This is a genomic window from Petroclostridium sp. X23 (genome assembly GCF_030013905.1).
Taxonomy (GTDB): Bacteria; Bacillota; Clostridia; order SK-Y3; family SK-Y3; genus X23.
This window is the reverse complement of the sequence record NZ_CP124862.1, coordinates 4,742,105-4,760,645: the sequence shown is the minus strand read 5'-3', so window position 1 is coordinate 4,760,645 and position 18,541 is coordinate 4,742,105. Positions and strand designations below refer to the sequence as shown.

The 18,541-nt window shown below is 37.7% G+C and carries 17 protein-coding genes; all 17 read right to left on the bottom strand.

The genetic code is table 11. The annotated features are described in order from the left end of the window. Window positions 1-38: 38 nt before the first annotated feature. Window positions 39-593 carry a hypothetical protein gene (locus QKW49_RS22450; protein ID WP_282864868.1) on the bottom strand — a complete coding sequence of 185 codons (555 nt, stop codon included), beginning with the start codon at window positions 591-593 and terminating at the stop codon, window positions 39-41. Between the two features lie 118 nt (window positions 594-711). Continuing rightward, complete coding sequence (locus QKW49_RS22445) at window positions 712-2,283, bottom strand: ClC family H(+)/Cl(-) exchange transporter (RefSeq protein WP_349239056.1); 1,572 nt, start codon at window positions 2,281-2,283, stop codon at window positions 712-714. Window positions 2,284-2,802: 519 nt separating this feature from the next. Beyond that, window positions 2,803-3,633: an aminotransferase class IV gene (locus QKW49_RS22440; protein ID WP_282864867.1), complete on the bottom strand. Its 831-nt coding sequence runs from the start codon at window positions 3,631-3,633 to the stop codon at window positions 2,803-2,805. A 412-nt stretch (window positions 3,634-4,045) separates the two neighbouring features. After that, window positions 4,046-4,237, bottom strand: coding sequence for a DUF1858 domain-containing protein (locus tag QKW49_RS22435; protein WP_282864866.1), 192 nt, complete (start codon window positions 4,235-4,237; stop codon window positions 4,046-4,048). Window positions 4,238-4,390: 153 nt separating this feature from the next. Continuing rightward, window positions 4,391-5,263, bottom strand: a complete 873-nt coding sequence (aguB, locus tag QKW49_RS22430) for an N-carbamoylputrescine amidase (protein ID WP_282864865.1) — start codon at window positions 5,261-5,263, stop codon at window positions 4,391-4,393. Window positions 5,264-5,280: 17 nt separating this feature from the next. Then, the gene (locus QKW49_RS22425; RefSeq protein ID WP_282864864.1) at window positions 5,281-6,324 is read right to left on the bottom strand and encodes an agmatine deiminase family protein; all 1,044 of its coding nucleotides are present in this window, start codon (window positions 6,322-6,324) and stop codon (window positions 5,281-5,283) included. 112 nt (window positions 6,325-6,436) lie between these two features. Next, window positions 6,437-7,486: an HD-GYP domain-containing protein gene (locus tag QKW49_RS22420; RefSeq protein WP_282864863.1), complete on the bottom strand. Its 1,050-nt coding sequence runs from the start codon at window positions 7,484-7,486 to the stop codon at window positions 6,437-6,439. Between the two features lie 111 nt (window positions 7,487-7,597). After that, complete coding sequence (locus tag QKW49_RS22415; protein WP_282864862.1) at window positions 7,598-9,220, bottom strand: diguanylate cyclase; 1,623 nt, start codon at window positions 9,218-9,220, stop codon at window positions 7,598-7,600. 18 nt (window positions 9,221-9,238) lie between these two features. Continuing rightward, window positions 9,239-11,128 (bottom strand): SpoIIE family protein phosphatase, encoded by a 1,890-nt coding sequence (locus QKW49_RS22410; RefSeq protein WP_282868215.1) that lies wholly within the window; start codon window positions 11,126-11,128, stop codon window positions 9,239-9,241. Window positions 11,129-11,151: 23 nt separating this feature from the next. Beyond that, window positions 11,152-11,544 (bottom strand): DUF1987 domain-containing protein, encoded by a 393-nt coding sequence (locus QKW49_RS22405; RefSeq protein ID WP_282864861.1) that lies wholly within the window; start codon window positions 11,542-11,544, stop codon window positions 11,152-11,154. 12 nt (window positions 11,545-11,556) lie between these two features. Further along, window positions 11,557-12,102, bottom strand: a complete 546-nt coding sequence (locus tag QKW49_RS22400) for a SiaB family protein kinase (RefSeq protein WP_282864860.1) — start codon at window positions 12,100-12,102, stop codon at window positions 11,557-11,559. Window positions 12,103-12,350: 248 nt separating this feature from the next. Beyond that, entirely contained in the window at window positions 12,351-13,868 is a 1,518-nt protein-coding gene (xylB, locus tag QKW49_RS22395; protein ID WP_282864859.1) for a xylulokinase, read from the bottom strand. A 27-nt stretch (window positions 13,869-13,895) separates the two neighbouring features. Next, complete coding sequence (locus QKW49_RS22390) at window positions 13,896-14,642, bottom strand: GntR family transcriptional regulator (RefSeq protein ID WP_282864858.1); 747 nt, start codon at window positions 14,640-14,642, stop codon at window positions 13,896-13,898. Between the two features lie 180 nt (window positions 14,643-14,822). Further along, window positions 14,823-15,401, bottom strand: a complete 579-nt coding sequence (locus QKW49_RS22385) for a glucose-6-phosphate isomerase (RefSeq protein WP_282864857.1) — start codon at window positions 15,399-15,401, stop codon at window positions 14,823-14,825. 17 nt (window positions 15,402-15,418) lie between these two features. Further along, entirely contained in the window at window positions 15,419-16,369 is a 951-nt protein-coding gene (locus QKW49_RS22380; RefSeq protein WP_282864856.1) for a shikimate dehydrogenase, read from the bottom strand. A 23-nt stretch (window positions 16,370-16,392) separates the two neighbouring features. Further along, window positions 16,393-17,361 carry a phosphotriesterase gene (locus tag QKW49_RS22375; protein WP_282864855.1) on the bottom strand — a complete coding sequence of 323 codons (969 nt, stop codon included), beginning with the start codon at window positions 17,359-17,361 and terminating at the stop codon, window positions 16,393-16,395. Between the two features lie 150 nt (window positions 17,362-17,511). Further along, on the bottom strand, window positions 17,512-18,537 hold the full coding sequence (locus QKW49_RS22370; protein WP_282864854.1) for an alcohol dehydrogenase catalytic domain-containing protein: 1,026 nt from the start codon (window positions 18,535-18,537) through the stop codon (window positions 17,512-17,514). Between the last annotated feature and the right edge of the window lie 4 nt (window positions 18,538-18,541).

Genomic DNA, 18,541 nt, shown 5'->3' with positions numbered 1-18,541 from the left:
CAAAACAAAAATAAAGCTGTAGTCATAATCCTACAGCTTTATTTTTGTTTGCAGAAAGGCACATAACCTCCTGCACAAACTGCTCCCACTACATTCATTACCATATCCAGGTCCGTATCTACTAATCCATGCTGATTGTTGGAGTTAAAAATACTGTCCAGCAAAAATTCAATGATTTCAAACAATGTTCCCGCGCTTATTCCGATAGATACTATAAAAATAAACACAAAGAGATTTGAATAGTAACAAGGTTGGAGGGTTTTGTTAATAATAGAAAAGTAAAACAAAGAGAATGAAAACGTACCTGTAATATGCAGCAGACTATCAAAATACTTCGAACGGTGATATAGATCAAGATACTGCCCTAGAATACTATGCGCTATTATTACAACTATGATCATAGCCCGTATATGATTCTCCAGCAGTATGCCTCTTTTCTTTTCATATAAGACAAATAGAAGATAGATTATATAAACGGCCACTCCATTATATGCGAAAAAACGATCTTTTCGTATCACAAACCCAATAACGGTAGCAATATGGATGATAGAGAATACTATTAATAATAGTCTGGCGCGGTCCTTTTCCTTCATTTGTTTTACTGTCCTCTCTCATGATTATATTCACAGGTATAGAATTTGCACAACTGTTTCATTCTATACCCGCCGAATATAATCATAAACACAGAACATATATATTCATAATATTGATTTACAGCGCTTCCGCCCCCATCTCCAGCAAGTCCGGCTTTATATCCAAAGCTCTGTCTTCATCCGTCAGGATCAATAAAGTATCTCCTGCATAGATCGTTGTATCGCCATTAGGAATTATTTCCGCTTCTCCTCTGATTAATCCGACAATTAAGCAATTCTGCGGCCATTCCATATGTTTTACAAGACAGTTTTCCAAAGTAGAACCGATTGAAACCGGAATCTCCAGCAATATTTTTTTGCTTCCGTCACCCACAAAACGTTCTTTTCCGACAGCACGCATCATGTTTTCCAACAAGACATCATAGATAGCTTTAGAATTAAGCAGATCCGTCACTATAAAAGCTACCATTGATACCATAATTAAAGATAATAAGTGATCAAATGAACCGGTCATCTCGGTAATCAATATGCTTCCTGTAATCGGCGCCCTTGTTACGGCGGTGAAATAAGCAGCCATGGCCAATATCATAAAATTCAATGTATAAACATCGCTAATCCCAAAAAATTTGATAGAAAAAACTCCGTATATTTTTCCAATCACCGCACCGATGACCAGCATAGGCAGAAATATTCCGCCCGGCACCCCAGAACCATAACAAATCACTGTAAATGCGAATTTCACTACTAGAATCACCAATAATACAATAACACTTACGCTATATATGTTCAAACTTTCTACCAAAGGATGCCCGCCGCCCAGCACTTCAGGCAGCATAATACCCAATATGCCGGCTAAGATAGCGGGGAAAACCGGGCGAAGAACAGCATATTTCTCCGGTATAATTTTATACCAACGTGAACTGTTTACGATACATACATTAAAAGCTTTTCCCAATATTCCCGCAACGACACCTAATCCAATGAGTACCCAGTAATCCTGCAAAGGCATAGGCAATACTTTGTGAAAATCAAAAGATGGCTTAACACCTAAAAAATGTGAACTGACAAAATTCGCGGCCAAAGATGAGCTCATTACACATGTTAGTAATAAAGGCGAAAAATTCTTATGTAGTTCTTCCAATGCAAAGATCATACCGGCAAAAGGCGCGTTAAACGCAGCGGACAACCCGGCACTGGCACCTGCAGTTAATAAATATTTCCTCTCAATATTGGGACGCTTTAAAATCCGTCCTATCCCCAGTCCTACATGTGCCCCCATTTGAACTGAAGGACCTTCCCTTCCTAAAGAAAATCCCATTCCTATTGCAGCCACACCGCCAAAAAATTTTGAGATCAATTCCTTCCACCAATTCATTGTGAATTGATGAATAAGAACCCCTTTCACCTGAGGGATACCGCTTCCTTTAATCATTGGCAACTTAGTAACAAGCTTTCCTAAAGCAATGGCAATCAAAATTAAGCATAAAAACCACAAAAACGCTAATATTCCATTACCTTTTAATATCTCGCCGTATATACCCTTTCGCCAGCCTTCTACTGTTTGTAAAAGTACACGATACAATACAGTAATCAAGCCCGCAAGTATCCCAACTAAAATCCCTTCACCAAACACCACTAATTTTGCGTGCTGTCTATGCTGCATCATCTTTACAGTTTCACAATCCTTCACTACTGACACCCCTAACTTATGTACACCACTTATTATTGTACTACTCTTAGTTTAAAAGTCAATAGTTTTATAAGGATTGTCCCCTCTATGTCATCATACGTAAGACAGTATATCTTCACATCGGACGTATTATTACAATTATATATCTATATAAACTGCAATAAAGAATTTACATCAGCAATCATTAAGTGGGAACCTTTAAGCTCTCCCCACTATCCACTCCCCACTTAAGCAATATATTCCATGTAGCGTCTTTAATTATATAAAAAACTTAAGAAATAACTTTATTTTTTGTTTATATGCCTGATAATGTGGTATTAATATTATAGGATCAATTTTAAAAGTTATAAAAATCAATTATGCTTATATCTCATTTATTTGATTAATAATATATATTTTCACAAAAGATAAATTTCCTCCCTATAGCTCAATCTCTTAAATTCAGGCATCGGACCAAGTAAATCCCTTGCCGATGCCTTTTATATAATTGCGTTGACTATCTATTTTTTTAATTACCAATCATTCAAATTTATGGGTCTTTATATAATTTTCAATCAGACTGTTGTATTGGCTGCTTATAGCATTTACTGTAGAGTGACTTCCGGACGGATATCGCTTCTTACCTATATTGGAAACTGGTAAGACCTTAATAGACGTTCCACTGATAAATACCGCGTCAATTGTATTCAACGCAGCAACATCCACTAGTGTTTCGACTACTTCTACACCTGCTTTTTTACATGCTTCTAAAATGTACTGCCTTGTGATCCCTTTCAAAACATATTCACCGGGAGCAGTAAATACCCTTTTCCCTTCAACAAAAAAAGCATTTGACCTGCTTCCTTCAGTGATCTTATCGTCATTATTTACAAGCAAGACTTCAAATAAATCGTTTTGCTGTATTTTATCACTTACCATCTTTTTATAATCATCATTTACTAATTTAATATTTGGATTTTGACGTTCCAAATATAGTAGATCAGCCGGCACACCATTTTTAATCTCTTCACTGCTTGGATAGTAGCTTCTACTGATATATATCAAACTGCTTTGAACTTCCTCTTTTAAATACACAATGACTTTTACATTACAATTGATCAGTTGGTTTGCTTCAACCAGCACATGAATTTGCTCCCTAAGTTTTTCATAGGAAATGTTCAAATCCATTTCAAGTAAATCAAATGATTTCTTTAAGCGCAAATAATGCTCTTCAAGAAAAAGAGGAACCTTTTCAATAATGCGTATAACTTCATACACACGAGTATCTGCAGGAATATTAACTTTTTTAAGTTTATCTGCTGTTTCAATAGTATTATTTAGAATAAATTCAGTTCCTATATTATCTAACATTCTCATGCACCTCTTTAGCAAATAGTATCCTTTTTGATTACAATATATTCTCTGATATACAATTTGTCAAATTAAGTTTAAATAAATCTACAAATAACGAACTTTATACTTGCAATTTACTAAGTTATATATCACGCTAATAGTTTAGATTGCGTAGGAACGGACGACTCTGTCCGCCCGTAGATAGGGTAATAGTACGGCGGGTGGACAGGGCCGTCCACCCCTGCGATAATAAAACAGATATATTGAAATAAGAATTAACATATTGGTTCTTAATAACTTTAGAGTTTTTTATCTGTAAAAGAAATGGCTCCCAATATCACATCAGGAACCATTTCTTTTATAAACAGCAAGATATCCATACTATTCGGCATCAACATCCGCGGGCGCATTTCAAACCGCCCCACTAATATTATACCGCTTTATTTAGTGCATCTACCAGTTTTTCAATGTCAATCGCATGAACCATAGCTGCTTCTTCTATTGTTTCAGCTTGCGCTGACGGGCAGCCCACACAGCCCATTCCAAAACTCATCAATGTTTCGATTACTTGAGGATAGGTTCTTACCAATTCCCCGATCGTCATGTCTTTTGTGATACTCATAAATATACACCCTCCATTTTTTATTTATTAATTAAAAAGCTTGATTTACAGATAGTATGTAAATACGCTTTATAATGACTGATTATTAAGTATATTTTATAAATAATTTTGTGATTATTCGGTAACATATGTTACAAGCCGAAGGTCTTCGCCTTATTTTACCACGCCATCATATGTCATAATGGCTTTATACATCTCCGGTCTCCGGTCTCTAAAGATACCCCATGATGTCCTATACTTATCAATTTCTTTTAAATCAAATTCTGCTATAAGCACCTGTTCCGAGACCCTGTCTGCCTCGGTAACCTTTTCACCTAAGTGATTTGCGATAAAAGAAGACCCATAAAACGTAATCTCCGAATCACATTGAACCTCTTTTCCAATTCTGTTGGATGCAACCACAGGGATGATATTTGCGCCTGCATGTCCTTGCATACAAATCTGCCAGTGATTTTTGGAATCTACATCAGACTCCTCCGGTTCCGAACCGATGGCAGTAGGATATAATAAAATTTCCGCCCCCATGAGCGTGAGACATCTAGCGGTTTCAGGATACCACTGATCCCAACAAATTCCTATTCCTATTTTCGCATACTGTGTATGCCATACCTTAAAGCCTGTATCACCGGGATTAAAGTAAAATTTCTCTTCGTATCCCGGCCCATCAGGAATATGTGTCTTCCTATATACACCCAATACGCTTCCATCGGCATCAATCACTGCAATAGCGTTATACCTTGCATTATTTTTCCTTTCATAAAAGCTGATAGGAATAACCACTTTCAACTCCGCTGCAATCTTTTTAAAATGATTGATCGCTTTATTGTTTTCCACTTCCGTAGCATAATCAAAGTGTTCTATTTCTTCTTTCTGACAAAAATAAGGTGTCTCAAAAAGCTCTTGCAGTAAAACAATGTTAGCTCCTTTGGACGCAGCCTCTCTCACCAACTTCTCAGCCTTTTCAATATTTTCTTCTATATTCGCCGAGCAGCTCATCTGGGTTGCTGCAACAGTAACCTTACTCATTTCCTTCACTTCCTTCCTCATAACCTCGCAGGAATACCTTCCGGCATCTGCTGCGTCAAACAATGTATGTTTCCGCCGCCCCTTGTAAGGGGTAATCCGTTAATAGCCACAATCTTTCTATCAGGAAAAACCTCTTTTAACTTTTCTATGGCAGCCACATCTTTTGTACTATTCTCACCACCAAAAACAGGAAGAATGATTCCTCCATTCACAAAATAGAAATTGAGATAACTCAATGTAAGGTGTAACCCATCATATACCACCGGGTTGGGCTGCTCGATCTCAATGATCTCAAACGTTCTTCCTTTTGCATCAGTAGTACTTCTTAGTATTTCCAGATTATTTTGTGACCGCTGATAATCCGGTGCATTGGGATCAGAACATACTTGCGTTATAATCACACCCGGTTTCGCGAAACATGCGACATTATCAATATGCCCATCGGTATCGTCACCGTACAGTCCTTCTTTCAGCCACACGATTTTTTGGATATTTAAATATTTCTTTACCCTATCTTCTATCTTTTCTCTTGTCAGATGAGGATTGCGATTAATATTCAATAGACATTCTTCTGTCGTAAGCAGTGTTCCTTCTCCATCAACATGTATTGATCCGCCCTCCATAACAATGGGTGCATCAAAGCGGGGAATATTGTAGTGCTTGAGAACCGCGGGCGCAACTCTATTGTCGTTTTCACAGGGATATTTTCCTCCCCACGCATTGAAAATCCAGTTAATACCGGCTATCTCACCCTTATTATTGATCACAAAGGTAGGCCCATTATCCCTTGTCCATGAATCATCATTAATAAATTTCATAATTTCAACCGCTGACCCGCAATAATCATGAACCTGGTCCATCAAGTCCCCTCTTGCAATCATTGTAACCGGTTCGAACATTGCAATCTTTTTCACGGCATCTGAATATGCCTCCAAGATTTCCTCCAGCGGTCCCGGCCATTCGGCTTCTACTACAGGCCAAGCCATAATAGTTCTGGCATGTTTATGCCACTCTGCCGGCATTCGAAATCCCAAACTTGCGGGAATATCATCAATAACCATATCAACACCTCATCTATTATCATTATCATTTACAGGCTTATTTAATCTTGCAATATATTATTTTATATAAAAACATCAAATAATACAATATAAATTACTTTATTGTTGATACTTAACCAATCAATTCAATGATTTTAATATTTTTTTCTTTTGACATATCAATATATTTATCATCAACTTTTATGATTGGAAGAGAAATGTTGTGGGGTGTGACATAGACAACCGTTCCATGCTTTCCGTTATCCATTATCACTTCAGAGCCTATATAGTAACTTGCAATATTATGCAGAAAGGTCATCATGATTTTTATATCGAAATGCCTCAATCCGGTTTTTTCAATAATCGAGAAAGTCTCGAAAGGCGTGATCCTTTTTTTATAAACTCTTTCGGAGGTAAGCGCGTCGTATACATCAGCTAACGCAATGATTTTTGCATATAGCGTAATTTCATCTCCACCGATTCCAAAGGGATATCCTGTTCCATCTTCTCTTTCATGATGCATTAATATCCCGTCCAGAATTTCATCGGAAACATGTGCCAGATCTTTGGCCATATTATATCCGTACATAGGATGCTTCTTCATAGTAAGGTACTCTTCATCCGTTAGACGTGCATTTTTATTTAAAATCTCAATGGGTATCAGTGATTTGCCCATATCATGAAGCAGTCCCGTTTTAATGGCATCTCTGATCTTTTCTTCCGGCAAATAAAGCCATTTGGCGATCAGCATGCTATAAAGGGCCACATTTACACTATGGTGGAAAGTATATTGATCAAAGTTCTTTACTGTACTTAGACACCTGATAATATGTGTTTTCTCATCTATTTCTTCATACAGATTTTCGGAAGCTTGTTCGATTTTAGTATAATCCAAAGGTTTGCCTACCGCTAGGTCTGTAATCACTTCTTTAATAGCCGAAATATTTTCATCATATTTTTCTGCTACTTCCTGATATTTATGCTGATATGCGGTTTTATTTTGATCGGGATCATTTTCATAAACACATAGTTCAATGATATCCAGGGATTTTAGTTTACGGATAATGTATTCATTGAGTTGAGTCTTTTCAGTAACCACTAATATTCCGTTATGATTATAAATATCTTTCGCAAGTACATCCCCAATCTTACATTCATCAATATAAACATTCTTAACCCTCATCTCCTCAACCTCGCTGTCTACTAATAAAATTACCTTAATAGATATTCTGGCCTTCCGGTTCCCATTAGGCTAAAAATGCCTTTGCATTCAACAGGAAGATCATACATCTGATTAAGATACCCTACGAATATGCTGCAAAAACTTACTAATTAGATCCGGATCAAACTGGGTCCCTCTGCATCTCATGAGTTCTTTCAATGCATCTTCTTTGCTCAAAGCGGATTTATATGGTCTATGATGTGTCATTACGTCATAGGCATCAAGTATGGCTATGATTCTTGATATGTACGGAATTTGGTTCTGTTTCAAACCATAAGGATACCCTGCACCATCCCAGCGCTCGCGCATAGCCAAAATAGCCTGGGCCAATACAGGCTCTTCAATAGATTGTGCCATTCTATATCCTATCTCGGTATGGCTTTTCATTATTTCCCATTCATTATTGGTAAGAGAACCTTCTTTGCCCAATATTTCTTGAGGTATCGCTACTTTACCTATATCATGAAACGATGCAAGAAGCGGCAGATTCGTCATTTCGATGGAATCTGACGCGATGTCCAAAGTCTTTGCAAAATCCAAAGCCATCTTTTTGACGCGTTCAATATGACCTTTATCTTCAAAGCACTTTGTATGCAGTGTTTTTTCTATACCTAAAATAATTTTCCTTCGTACACTCTTACTTTCTGCAAGCTTGTTGCTGTACATCATGTTTTCAGCAATATTAAAAAGCTCGGATATTTTTGTATTCGGATTTTCCATTGTTGCTATTCCTAATGAAACGCTCACTTCAATAGGATCAGGCGGAATATTGCCGCATTGCTTTTTGATTTCCGCGCATATGGCTTTACATCTATCATAACCGGTATTGGGAAGTATGATCAAAAACTCATCTCCTCCCCATCTTGCTGCGATATCATTTCTCCCGCAGCAAGCAAGAAACACCTCTGCAATATGAATAAGAAGCTTGTCCCCGTATTTATGACCGAATACATCATTTGTAAGCTTCAATCCGTTCATATCACCTAGAATGATACTCAGCGGCATGTTTTGATGAGATTGAAGCTGGGATGCAATACTATCAATGTACGCTCTATTGTAAAGAGATGTCAATTTATCATGATAACTAAGGTATAACACCTGATCCTCGGCTTTTCTTTTCTCAGTAATATCTGTTAAGACCAACATCAGCGCATCATTCTTAATGGTAAACCCGTCTTGATGTATAATTTTATACTTTATGCTCACATAATTATCATTTATTTTCAATACATTGGGAAGCTTATTAAGATATGAAGTTTTGATATCCATATCTTCTACCTCAAAAACCTTTTTAAAAGTTTCCTCAAAAAGATTATTTTGATCACTATTAAGACCGGCCAATAGTTCAAGGATATTCATATTGGCAATTTTCTTATTAAAAATCCTAAAACACTCAACACTATATTCCTTATTCACAATCAGGTCCTTACCGAACGTTAAAAAGCCTTGATCAGAATTATCCAAAAGGTTTTTGATTTCATTTTCACGTCTTTTTAATTCTTCCCCTTGCGTGTCACTTATTCTAAAAATCTTCTTGGTCAGCTTAAGGAGCTTTTCATACTGCAGCACAAGCTGACCGTAGTTATCCAGCAATTCATTGCCTTCATATCTCAAATCATTGATATCTGCTGCCGCCTCTTCCAATACTTCAAATTCCTTTTTAAAGAGTTCTTTTTCAAACATATCTGTAGACATATGATATTCAACCTTTCTTCAGTCTTCAGCATAAGTGCTGCGAGCTTTCGGAGTATACGGTTTGAATACCAAAACCGTTATATCATCTCTCTGCAGCTCACTTCCCATGTAGCTTTGAAGCTTCTTCTCAAATATATCTTTTTGTTGACCCAGATTGAGATTCATACATTCACTTATTATTACCTCAAATCTTTTTCTGCCAAACGAATACTGATTGCCATCTCCATTTTGATCTAAAAAACCATCTGTCGTGATATAAAATACGCTCTCATCATCAAACTCAATGTTCACGCATTCAAATTCATATTCTTCTGTGGTCTTTTCATATCCGATTCCTTTATTATTTCCTTTAACGAAATGCACGCCGCTTTTATCCGTATAATATAGTGATGCTTTAGCACCTGCAAACAACATTTCCCCATGCTCTGAAATATAAAGGATCATCCCATCCAACCCATCATCCAATGCACGGATGGAATTCCTTCCACGCAGTGCTTGCTTTAATAACCGGTTAAGTTCCTTAAGAATAACAGCAGGATTATCATTACAAATCTCATCCACAATATGGTTTAATATAGAATTGACCGTCATGGTCATAAGTGCACCCGGTACCCCGTGGCCGGTACAATCTCCTACAGCTGCGATATAACCTTTATCTAATCTTCGGGTATAGTAAAAATCTCCACCTACAATATCTTTAGGCTTCCAAAGAATAAAATATTCTTTAAAAAGTTTTGCCAGTTCTTCCACAGGGGGTAATATAGATTCTTGTATCATTTTAGCATATTCAATACTATCTACAAGCTTGGTATTCTTTTCGTTCAATTCGCGGGTCCGTTCATCTACTTTTTTCTCCAGTTCCCGGTTTATAAGAAGGGTTCTCTTATATGGATCTGCTATTTTGTGTGATATCATATAAAACATAACAATGACTAAGAGCAATGTAATAAAGCAGGCGATACCGGTATTGATCATGATAGAGTTAACAATGGATATACTCTCACTCCGCGGAACCTGGAGAACCAGTTTCCAGTCAGTGGCCGTAATAGGCTGATAAACCAGATCATACACCTGCCCATTGTTATTCTTGTATTCCAGAACCTCTAAATTCATTGCTAAGTTACTATTATTTGAAAATAACCGCTTCTCGATTTTCTCAGGAATATAGCTGGTAATATTCTGTCTTATTTGCTCAACATCTTCCGAAATGTAAATGTCACCCTTATTGTCAATGAGCCACATATTGCTGTTTTCTCCGAATTTGTATCCTTTAACCTCTTCCGAAATATCTTTTAAATTAAGTCCTACCCCTGTAACCGCAATAGGGTTATTCACATCTCCCATTAATGCATTCACAAATACAAAAGTATCTCCACGCTCATTGTTAGAATCTATTACAATAGATATAGGCTGTTTAGACGCAATAGTATCAAAAAACCACGTATCATCCTCATCGTCAGCAGACATCGTATCTATTAGTTTCCCGTCTTCAGCCCAATAGTGATTCGTTACGGAGCTTACAATAAAAGAATTGCTGTAGTCGTAATTTCGCGCGATGTCGGTGATTTTCTTCATCACATGCTTACCCAGCATTTCATCCTTTTCTGCATCTTCCAACCATCGGATAACATTCGGGTCTTCTGATAAAACACGCGATGTTTCAACCGCTCTTTGGATACGTCCGTCTATTTTAGCGGTGATGGACTGGGCTATATACTTCAGATCTTTTGCCTTCAGCTTTGTGATAATAGCGTTCTTTGCAACGCTATAGCTTATTCCGCCGGTCAGCAATACGGCTAGAAAAATAACGATACATGCAAACATAATTACTTTCAGTGTACTATTGTCAAAAACATCAATCTTATTCTCTCTATCTTTTTCTTTAGTATTCTCTGCAAATCTGTCCATCACTGTTCCGCCTCCTAAAAACATCAACCCGCATGGTCCGCCTTTAAAATATAAAATGGAAGCGTTAAATCTTCTTTAAATTCTTCGGCACATTCAAAACTGCTTTCATTGTCTTCATCATAATACCAATTTATGGTTACCTTTTTCCCCTCATTGAAGGCATCTTCAAATTTATCAAGAAGCATCATAATACATTTTGAACTGCTTGAATTAATATATGGTAAGCTAAAGTCTATCTCTATTGTGATCTGCCCGTGCACCTGCTCAAGAAATTCCTCAGTCCATTTGAATATCGGCTCATAGAATTTAAAGGCATTCTCAGGATAAGACTGCCCCTTTAAGATTAATATTCCTGTATCAGGGTTGAAATCAACTTGAGGTGTCCCTTTTGTCTGTTCTATGTATAATTTATCCATAAATATTCCTCCCTACACAATGACTCTTAACTCAAAAAACGAAAATTTATCATCAATCTTTTCAACAGAATATTCTAACGGCCGGCTTGCTTTTCTTGCCATTTCTATAAGTCCCACACCGGCTCCCATACTATCGGGCAGCACATCTTTTTTCATCTGTTCTTTATATAATTTTTTCAGTTCGTTCTTATCAAGTTTTTTAACATACTCTAATTTGTCGATAAGTGCTGTACTATCAGCATTCTCAACCATATTTCCCGACCAGATAAAATAACCCGAATCACTTTTTCCTATGCTTACAATCCCCGAATTGGAAATCCTGTCATAACCTTCGCTTCCTTGTTTCAGCGAAGTATAATTCTTTATATTTTGAGTCTGCTCAATAAATACGGCAAAAACATTGAATACATCGCTTTTAGGTGTATCTTGTGCCTCCATATGCTTCTGTATAGCTTCACCCAGTTCTTCTATGATTCCTTGGGAAAAACGTCCGGAGAAACTAATTAATATCCCGCTCTTTCTCAGAATATTCTGTAATCCAAGTAATTTTTTCTCCATTATGGTAAGCCTCCTCCAATTAAATATCCATAAAATACTAAACTATATCAATATTATAACAGGATATTTGACAATAAGAAACACAGAACGACAATTTTATTGTATTTTACCAAACGTGCCTAGAAAAAGCCATCAAAGCTGTTTATAAGCTTTAATGGCTTTTTCTATCATAATCACTTGATTACTAATTATACAGATCAATATTGAAGATAGTTTATGCGTATGAAAGCATCGCTGCTTTTTATTGATTATAGTTCCGCAAGCTTTTCATAAATATTAATCAAAGCATCATAGCTTTCATCAAATATGGGTATCATCTTCTTATATTTTTCAACATGATCTTGTATGGGTTGCTGTGTGCTCTCTATTTTTATAAACTTATTAATAACCTCAAAATCTTTAAAAATCCCTACACCAACACCCCCTGTAACTGCCGCTCCCATGGATGTGGCTTCTTCAAGATAGTTTGGTTTTAAAATACTTAAATCATATACATCTGCCATGATTTGACGCCATATTTTCCCTTTCGCTCCGCCACCTATGACCACCATTTTGTTAATCTCTGCATACTGCTTAAACACCCCCAGAATAACATTTAAATTCATGGTTACCCCTTCCAATACCGAACGCAAAATGTCCTTTCTTTGATGCTCCATCTTAAGACCGATAAAGGCACCCTTGGCGTTTGGATTCCATCGTGGGCTTCTTTCTCCCAACAGATAAGGCAAATACAACAATCCGTTTGCTCCGGCCGGGGATTGCGCAATCTCCTCATCAATAATCTGATAAGGACTGATTCCTCTTTCCTTCGCTTCTCTAGTTTCTATTTTACAGATCTCATTCTTTAACCAGTTGTACGATCCGCCCGCACATTGCATGGTTCCGCACGGTGCAACATATCCCGGCACGATATGAGCCCAATTAAATGTACGCATACGGTCATCATAAATGGGTTTTTCGGTAGTCAGCGCAATCCACGAAGAAGACCCTACATAACTGAAGGCTGTCCCTTCCTTGATACATCCTGCCCCAACCGCAGCACAGACACCATCTCCTCCACCGCATACCACAGGTGTCCCGGCAGCTAGTCCTGTCAGCTCCGCCGCCTGTTCTGTTACGCCACCTACTACATAAGTAGACGGTCTAAGCGTCGGAAGCTTGTTTCCATCAATTCCTGAGATCGCTATGATTTCATCCGACCACTGAAGTGTATTGAGATTAAGGATACATGTTCCGGTAGCATCGGAGTAATCGGTAACGAATTCTCCTGTTAGCTTAAAAATGATATAGTCCTTAGAATTAAGCATTTTATATGTATTTTCATATATTTCCGGTTCATTATTTTTTATCCATAGAAGCTTTTGAAGACTATAGGAAGGGCTGATGCGGTGTCCGCTTATCCGGTAAAATCTATCTTGAGATATAGCATTTTCCAAAATCTGCGTCTCTTTCGCTGCCCTTTGGTCTGCCCAGATAATTGACTTACGCAGCGGCGTGCCATTCCTATCTACACACAGGCACCCCATCATTTGTCCGCTAAATGATACGGCTGCTACATCTTTGCTGTCAATATCGTTCAATATTTCTTTAGTAGTCGCACAAACAGCTTTCCACCAATCTTCCGGGTCTTGTTCTACCCAGTTATTATTAAAGTAATCGGTTTCATACGAAAATACCCTGCTTTTTACCAGCTGCCCTTCTATCGTATATAGTGTCGCTTTATCCCCCGACGTACCTAGATCATGAGCCAGCAAATATTTAATCATCCCCTTTATCTCCCCCTTTATTCTATCTTAGATAATAATTTCTACTTTAAACTTATTTCTGTCTCCCCTATACCGGGCAATAGAATACTCTATAGGTTTTTCTTCCCGATTATATCCTATGGTGGTAAAAAGCTGTATAGGGTATCCTCTTTTTATCTGCAGCAGCTTACTTTCATATTGGCCGGCAACCACAGCCTCTACCGTTCGTAACACCTTGTATATCTTGGACCTAGTATCTAAAGAAAGTACTTCATAGAGAGATTTTTTCTCCATATCATATTGCAAAATAGATAAGCATGAATTGTAGGGTAAATAGGTTTCTACAATTACAATAGGCTCATCATTGGCAAATCTAAGGCGAACCAATTTAATCACCTTATCGTTTATGGGAAGCTGCAGGACCGACGCAATCTCTTCTTCCGCTTCAATCACAGCCAATTCCAGCACTTTCGTACTTGGAACCAGTCCTAACTTTTTCATTTGCTCACTAAAAGTCTCAAGCTTCCATATAAAGTCCTGATTGATTTTGGGCTTCGATACAAATGTACCTTTACTTTTAATTCTATATAAATATCCTTCTTTAACCAAATCTGAAATAGCCTGTCTGATAGTGGATCTGCTGATATCAAATATATCGCTTAATTCCTTCTCTGTAGGAATAGAGTCTCCAGGCTGCAATTTTTCTGTTTTTATTTCGTCCAGTATGATTTCCTTTAGTTGATAATACATCGGTATAGGTGTATTCTTGTCAATCAATCTACTAAATAAAGGCATGATCTACTGCCCTCCTTTTGGGTACATAAAGCTATATTTTTATATTGTTATTACATTATTAATTAATTACTTACCTTGTATTATATCAAAAAAACCTTCAGTTTTGTAAATAAATCATAAATATTTTAATCCGGGCAGTCACAAGCACCTTATAAGACATATTGCGCACACCTTTACTATTTATTTCCATTTAGGGTTATCAACTACAATCGGATTTCCGTTTTGTTCCAACACTAGTTTTCTAAACCCTTTTGTTTCTATTGTACCATAATCATGCCCTGCATCTGCCCTAAAAGTATAAAAAGTAATAAATGGTTCATTTCCTATATTGATACTCCTGTGTGCATACCTTGGAGGTACATAAACCGCTTTTCCCGGTGTCAGTACTTGGATATCCCAGTCACCTTCCGGATTCTCCATCAGCATATACCCTATTCCGCCTATACAATAATACACTTCAGCAGTATCCAAGATGGTATGAAAGTGACCTTTTGTCATAAAATATTCCATCCCGACCTTTCCCGGATATGTAACACTGGTTCCAAAAGCTAAATCCCCATCTGTTTCCGGCATCTCTAAATCATAAAAATCATATGTCAGCGGATTCCCGTTTTCCATCATCTTATCAAACGCTTCATTATCATAATACATCCCTTTCATGTCAGAAAGATGCCTGCTTATCGGGTTCTTTGTATCACTCAAGCCATTATTCAAACTGAAGTACACTGTAAACGGATTTATACTGTTTTCTTGCATCATTAAAATCGCCTCCTAAATTATTTTCCCATTCTTAAGTCCATTGCTATTTTTTCTAATCTATCAAAAACATCCCCTTTGATGTCTACATGGAATACTTCGGCTATGACTTGGGTCCAGCCATGTATAAAGTAAATCCACCCGTCTTCTACATATAGGTTTTTGGTGTCTTTTTGGCTTAATGCTTGATGCATAAAATCAAGAGCCCCACGGTAATTCAATTCCCATACCAGACTGTTCTCTGGAAATTGTCCCGCATCGGTCAGAGGCGACCCGGGTCTGTCCTTGCCTAATCCTGTAGCATTTATAACAAGTGAATAGGGCTTTAACTTCTCTAGCACAGCATCATTGTCTTTACGCTCAGGACACAAATAGTATTCGAATTGTACATCGGTATCCAGTTGTGATAACAACACTTTGGCAGAATCCAACCTGGATTGGCTTCTATTGGTGATAATAATCTTTGACGGAACATTATCACCCCTCTCCTTTTTTACCAGATATGAACTGATTGCCAATGCACTTCCGCCGGCTCCCATAATCATAACTTCTCCTCTATGTTCTTTCCAGTAATCATCCGGAATGAATGCCTCCATCGCTAATCCGCTGGATATGGGGTCTTTTGCATAACCTTCCAATTTATTATCTTTCTTGGATATGGACGAAAGTTCATCGAACATTTTCGCATACGGATCCAAATACTCAAAGTATTCTTTAGCAGCGTTGTATAGATCAATTTTATGTGTTGTGACAAGTGCACCCAATGAGAGTTCATCGTTCTTTATAAATTCAACACATTTCCTATAAACTTCTTCATCCGCATGAATTTCAATATCGATACCCTTAATAACCGCATTGTGCAGTCCCAGTTCTTTTGCCCAAAGCGGGAATAAATTCATGATTGATGATTGAGTGGTAGTAACCCCTATAAAATACATTGTTGGCTGGGTTGCTTTTTCAGGTAAAATCATTCAAAATCCTCCTCGTATTCGGTTTATCGTTTTATTGCTAAAGCTTTTGCGGGATTGATAACCATGCACTTTTTAGCAAATTCATCGGTTATTCCGTAATTTTTCAGTAATGGGATAAAAGTTTGGGATATATACGAAAGTCCTATATCCCCGCCGTAACTTTTCAAACGGCTTCTGGTAGTATCCAAGCCTAATAATATCCTGTCCTCATGCCCCCCTTCAATCATTCTTGCTATTAAAAGGGCTTCATCTTCATCGGTATGATATTTAAACCTTCCTATGGTATCATATTCCAAGTAGACTCCCATTTCAGCCGCCGCTCTATGATAAGATAAATCTTTTGCTGTCCTATCCATATGACAAAGAATAATAGCATTTTCTTTTACTCCCTGTTCTATTAAGAATTCAGCAAGCATTAATGAATGTTCTCCCACTTCGGTATGACATAAAATAGATACACCGGTTTCTATTGCAGCATAGGCTGCCACCGTCAGCAAATTTTGATAGCGTTTGGTTAGTCCCTCTTGATCCAAAGCAACCTTCACGATTCCTGCCTTTGCTTCTATTCGCCTTTCGGGATATTCTTGATCGCAATACACAAACATTCCTTCACGCAACTCACTTACGAACAACTCCGCCAGCGATGACGGCCTTAGTCCATTGATCCAATGACTCTCAGGATAAAAGATCAGTTTGTGAAATCCGGTTGATGCGATAATATGAACCCCCGACAAACGGGACGCTTCTACCAGTTCATACGCCATGCGTCCGCAACCTATCGGCTGCGCATCTACAATACTCGTACCTCCGAACTGCTTGAACATTACCAGTTCTTGCGTACTTTTATTCAAGTCATCTATTCTAAGAACAGGATTAATTTTCGCCGATTGGCCATTCTCAATAAATAAATGTTCATGGCAATGACAATATCCTAACTGACTGCTGTCTATTAATCCTAATACCGTCTGTACTCTTTCATTCAAAATCTTCATGATTATACCAATCCTTCGAAAATCTATATGTCGAATAGACCATTGTATTATCTGTCTAACCATACTTAAGCGCACAATGTATTATTGTATTAATGTCATTACATTAATTTATTTTTTTATGTTTTAATGATGAATTACAGTTTTCTACATCTAACTGTTTACTGCAATCAATACTTTCATCACTTTGTCTTTCTTTTCTTCAATATATTCGTATCCTTTTATAAAATTCTTAAATTCAAAGGTCTTGGAAATGAGAGGATCAAATTTAATCTTTTTTTCTTTAACCAGGTCAATCGCTGATAACCAATCCTGTTCTATATACATAAGGGTTCCAATCAGTCTCAACTCCCGGTCCTGCACTAACCCCAAATCTATTGCCGCTTTTTCGCCAAACACCCCTACAACAATAATATCCGTGCCTTTTCGTGCATATTCTATTGCCTGGTTCATGGTTGGATTAACCCCCACACATTCTAAAATAACATCCATTTTATCAGTTCCGAATACCTCGTCAATTTTTTGCTGCAAATGGTCTACCGAAGGATTAACACAATAATCTATTCCGCATTCTTTCGCAACCCCAAGACGATAATCACTTAAATCGGTAATCATCACCTTTTCAGCGCCCATCCCTTTGGCTGCCTGACCCACAAGATTGCCAACGGTTCCGGCCCCTAAAACCAAAACTTTTTTCCCTTTTAAATCTCCGCCTCTGCTTAAAGCATGTACGGCAACAGCTAATGGTTCGATCATTGCACCTTCTTCAAAGTTAAGACCTTCAGGAAGTTTCAGCACCTTTTCGGCGTCTGCTGCAAAATATTCAGATGACATTCCCATGGTTTGAAATCCCATCACTCTTAATTGATTACATATATGGTATCTGCCATGCCGACAGTTATAGCATTCCCCACATACCACTTGCGGCTGAACAGTTACTTTGTCCCCTTCTATCAAATGTGAAACTTCCGAACCCACCTTTACAATCTCACCTGATACTTCATGCCCCTGAACTACCGGATATGAAGTAAACGGATGTTTTCCATGATAAACATGGATATCCGAACCGCAGATCCCTATCCTCATCATTTTAATAAGAACCTGGTTTTCTTTCATCTCCGGTATGGCAACTTCATTAAACTCAATGGCTCCCGGATTACACATCACTGCTTGAAGCATCCAT

Excerpts from the sequence above, each read along its gene's own strand:
- QKW49_RS22450 (WP_282864868.1), bottom strand. The coding sequence starts at position 593 with ATGAAGGAAAAGGACCGCGCCAGACTATTATTAATAGTATTCTCTATC.
- QKW49_RS22440 (WP_282864867.1), bottom strand. The coding sequence starts at position 3,633 with ATGTTAGATAATATAGGAACTGAATTTATTCTAAATAATACTATTGAA.
- QKW49_RS22435 (WP_282864866.1), bottom strand. The coding sequence starts at position 4,237 with ATGAGTATCACAAAAGACATGACGATCGGGGAATTGGTAAGAACCTAT.
- aguB (WP_282864865.1), bottom strand. The coding sequence starts at position 5,263 with ATGAGTAAGGTTACTGTTGCAGCAACCCAGATGAGCTGCTCGGCGAAT.
- QKW49_RS22425 (WP_282864864.1), bottom strand. The coding sequence starts at position 6,324 with ATGGTTATTGATGATATTCCCGCAAGTTTGGGATTTCGAATGCCGGCA.
- QKW49_RS22420 (WP_282864863.1), bottom strand. The coding sequence starts at position 7,486 with ATGAGGGTTAAGAATGTTTATATTGATGAATGTAAGATTGGGGATGTA.
- QKW49_RS22415 (WP_282864862.1), bottom strand. The coding sequence starts at position 9,220 with ATGTCTACAGATATGTTTGAAAAAGAACTCTTTAAAAAGGAATTTGAA.
- QKW49_RS22410 (WP_282868215.1), bottom strand. The coding sequence starts at position 11,128 with ATGGACAGATTTGCAGAGAATACTAAAGAAAAAGATAGAGAGAATAAG.
- QKW49_RS22405 (WP_282864861.1), bottom strand. The coding sequence starts at position 11,544 with ATGGATAAATTATACATAGAACAGACAAAAGGGACACCTCAAGTTGAT.
- QKW49_RS22400 (WP_282864860.1), bottom strand. The coding sequence starts at position 12,102 with ATGGAGAAAAAATTACTTGGATTACAGAATATTCTGAGAAAGAGCGGG.
- xylB (WP_282864859.1), bottom strand. The coding sequence starts at position 13,868 with ATGATTAAATATTTGCTGGCTCATGATCTAGGTACGTCGGGGGATAAA.
- QKW49_RS22390 (WP_282864858.1), bottom strand. The coding sequence starts at position 14,642 with ATGCCTTTATTTAGTAGATTGATTGACAAGAATACACCTATACCGATG.
- QKW49_RS22385 (WP_282864857.1), bottom strand. The coding sequence starts at position 15,401 with ATGATGCAAGAAAACAGTATAAATCCGTTTACAGTGTACTTCAGTTTG.
- QKW49_RS22380 (WP_282864856.1), bottom strand. The coding sequence starts at position 16,369 with ATGATTTTACCTGAAAAAGCAACCCAGCCAACAATGTATTTTATAGGG.
- QKW49_RS22375 (WP_282864855.1), bottom strand. The coding sequence starts at position 17,361 with ATGAAGATTTTGAATGAAAGAGTACAGACGGTATTAGGATTAATAGAC.
- QKW49_RS22370 (WP_282864854.1), bottom strand. The coding sequence starts at position 18,537 with ATGCTTCAAGCAGTGATGTGTAATCCGGGAGCCATTGAGTTTAATGAA.